Here is a 3,346-nt window from a genome sequence, read left to right as displayed (position 1 = left end):
CCACCTCACCACCGACCACCACGCCCGCACCCGCAAAGCCGACAACCCAACACCCGCCGCCGCTTGACATAGGAGCTATGAGCCGGCACCGAGCGGAGCGAGGAGCCGAGTCGAAGCCACCTGGTGACCCGACCGCTCGTTCAGACCACAGCCCTCTGACGCCGAACATTAGCTTACGCTAAGCTAACTCGAATTGAGTTGTCCGTTGGGTCGGACTCCGGCCAGTCGACCGGTGCCGCACGACGTTCGGGGCTGGGAGTGCAGGGTTTGGACACACGTGTGGGGGACGCAACCTCACCGGTCGGCCACCGAACGGTGGCCGACCTCCTCGTCGCGCGACTCGTCGATGCGGGGGTGCGGACCGTCTTCGGCGTTCACGGGGCCAACATCGAAGACGTCTTCGACGCGGCGGTGCGGCACCCGCTGCTCACCCCGGTCGTCGCGAAACACGAGTTCGGGGCCGGCGCGATGGCCGATGGGCACGCACGGCTCACCGCCGAGCCGACCGCGGTCCTGACGACGTCGGGTGGCGGTGCGCTGAACGTCATCCCGGCGCTGGGCGAGGCCTATGACAGCCGCGTACCCCTGCTCGCCGTGATCGGTTCGGCGCCGACCGCCGCGGTGGGGCGCGGTGGCTTCCAGGACATGCTCGACCCGCCGGACACCGTGGACCTGCGTGCCGTGGTGTCCGGCGTCGTCGGATTCTGCGGGCTCGTCGACGAGTCGGCTCGTCTCGATCAGGTCCTCGACGAGGCGTTCGCCACCCTCGCACGAGGTCTGCCGGCCGCGGTGATCCTGCCCAAAGACGTGCAGTCCTCACCCGGGTACGCCACACCGTCGCGGTCGGGGGCACCGACCGAACTCCGGTCGGTGCCCCCGGCGGTCGTCGACGGACTCGCCGACCGACTCGTCGGGGTGGCGCGCGACGGCGGGTCGGTGTGCATCTGGGCGGGCGAGGAGGCATCGCGGCTCGGATTGCACAGTGCCGTCGAGGATCTCGCGGACCTCATCGGCGCCGGGGTCGTGGTCTCACCGGGCGGTCGCGACATCGGCCGCGGGTCCTGCTCCGGCGTCACCGGGGTGATGGGGCACCCGTCGGCCCATCGGGCCGTGCGGGAATCACAGCTGATCCTGGTGATCGGCTGCCGCATGTCGATGACCGATCGCGCCGGCCTCGACGACGCCCTCGCGGCGATCCCGGTCGTGCATCTCGGCAGCGCGCCGCCGCGCACCCCGGCCGACGTCGAGCACATCGGGACGGCACGTCTCACCGAGACCATCGGTGCGCTCCAGCGGTCGCTCGCCGACCGGCTCCCCGGACGCCGCCCACCCCGGGTCCACCCGCTCGACCACCTGTCCGTCGCACCCTCGGCTCACGCCCTCGGAATGCGCGACGTGCTCGTCACCATCGGCGCCGCCCTGCCCGCGGGGTGCGCGGTGTTCGCCGACGCCGGGAACACCGGCGCGGCGGCGATCCACCATCTCCCGTTCGGCGACGGGCGGTTCGTCGTCGCATTGGGCATGGGCGGGATGGGATGGGCCATCGCGGCGGGGATCGGGTCCGCGATCACCGCGCAGGACACCCTTCCGGACGGTCGGGTCGTCGTCATCGCCGGTGACGGCTCGTTCCTCATGCACGGCATGGAGTTCCACACCGCGATCGAACACGATGCGCCGATCACCCTCATCGTGCTCAACAACGACGCGCACGGCATGTGTGTCACACGTGAGGCGCGATTCTTCCCCGGCGCGCCGAGCGTCAACCGGTTCCGCCACACCGACATCGCGGGCGGGCTGGCCGCGATGTTCACCGGCCTCCCGGTGCGCACCGCCGGCGATCTCCTCACCCTGCGCTCGGCATGCGACGAACTGTTCTCGCACACCGGACCGAATTGCCTCGTCGTGGATGTGGATCCCGACGAAGAACCCCCGTTCGCCCCACTGATCTCGAGAGGTACCCCATGACCACGCATTCCTCCGCGCTGTCCGATCTCGGGGACACCGCGGCCACGCTGGACGGCGTGGTCCGGGTGGAGACCCACCCCCGTTCCGCCAACACGGCACTCGTCGTCGACAAGGTCCGCTCGGTGTATCCCCATCACCAGGTGTTCGGCGACTTCTGCCCCGTGCAGGGCTACGTCGACGCACCGCCGCGCGAACTGTACGAATGGTTGGCCGACACGCGCTCGCTCGAGGAATGGACCTACAGCACACGAGGTTTCGAGCCGACCGGGTAACCGGACCTGTGGGTCGGATACGACCGTCTGAACGAGGACACCAAGATCTACGTCCGGACCGTGGCGAACGCCGACGCGATGACCGTCGACTATCACTGTGCCTGGGATCAGGGAAAGCACCTCTGGATGATCTACCTGATGCGCGTCGTCGACGCGCAACTCGTTCTCGACCGTCCGGGTTCGGTGGTCCTGTGGAACAACTGCCACCACCCGTTCTACGACGAGAACCCCTTTCCCGAGACCGCTCCGGCCGGTCGGGAGGAGTGGGTCGGCGACCTGTGGGACATGTTCGGTGCCGGACATCAGATCGAACTCGACAACCTCGCCGCCATCGCCGAACACCGCCATCGCCATGGACTTCCGCTGACCCCCGAATGGATGCGCTCATGACCGCCGACGCCCCCGCCGTCTCGCTCGCCGACCTCGCCACCTACCGCCCGGCCGCCCGGGTGCCGGCGGAGTTCTTCGCGCAGTACGCCGAGGACGACGAACTCGCCGGCAACGTCATGTTCCGGGCTCCGTCCTTCCGCCACCACGCGGCCGACGGTGAGACGTCGGCGGACATGATCGTCGCCGCCGCACGGCGTCTCGTCGAGCGCCACGGCGACGGATATCTCGACGACGTGGACGTCGTGCTCACCCACAGCCAGCTGCCGGAGGTCCCGGTCCGCGGGTGTGTCGGCGAGGTCGCACACCGACTCGGCCTCGCCCCGCGAACCGTGCTCGACGTGCACAACGGCGGCTGTGCGGCCTTCGTCCACCTCATCGAGATCGCCGGTGCGCTCCTGCGCGCGAACGGAGGCCGCAAGGCCCTGATCGCGCTGGCGCAGAACAGCGCCGGACAGATCTTCACCCAGGAGCAGTTACGGGTGAAGGCGCAGGCCGCGATACCCGGTGACGGCGCGGCCGTGGCGATCCTGACTCTCGGCGACGCGGGTAACCCGGTGCTGGGGACCGAATGCCGGTCCTTCGGCCAGTTCTCGGCGGACATGACCGCCGTCGCACAGCCGGAACGTGAATCGCCCCGGGTTTGCTGGAGGCTCGGTTAGTTGGTTCCAGCGTTTGCGGGGACCGGGTTCTCACGGTAGCTGGTGACGGTGTGGGTCGAC

At 69.3% G+C, this 3,346-nt stretch carries 1 protein-coding gene and 2 pseudogenes; all 3 read left to right on the top strand.

What is annotated here, in order from left to right; translation table 11 throughout:
- Positions 1 to 279: 279 nt before the first annotated feature.
- Positions 280 to 1,965: a thiamine pyrophosphate-binding protein gene (locus ACFUEJ_RS24055; protein ID WP_388032343.1), complete on the top strand. Its 1,686-nt coding sequence runs from the start codon at positions 280 to 282 to the stop codon at positions 1,963 to 1,965.
- A pseudogene (locus tag ACFUEJ_RS24050) lies at positions 1,962 to 2,627 on the top strand (SRPBCC family protein). The gene ACFUEJ_RS24055 and the pseudogene ACFUEJ_RS24050 overlap by 4 nt, the downstream one beginning before the upstream one ends.
- Positions 2,624 to 3,256 (top strand): annotated as a pseudogene (locus ACFUEJ_RS24045) (3-oxoacyl-ACP synthase); the annotation flags it as partial. The pseudogenes ACFUEJ_RS24050 and ACFUEJ_RS24045, both read left to right, overlap by 4 nt.
- Positions 3,257 to 3,346: the final 90 nt, after the last annotated feature.

The sequence above is a fragment of the Gordonia sp. NPDC057258 genome, assembly GCF_042668985.1.
Lineage (GTDB): Bacteria > Actinomycetota > Actinomycetes > Mycobacteriales > Mycobacteriaceae > Gordonia > Gordonia hongkongensis.
This window is presented reverse-complemented; position numbering and strand designations above follow the sequence as displayed.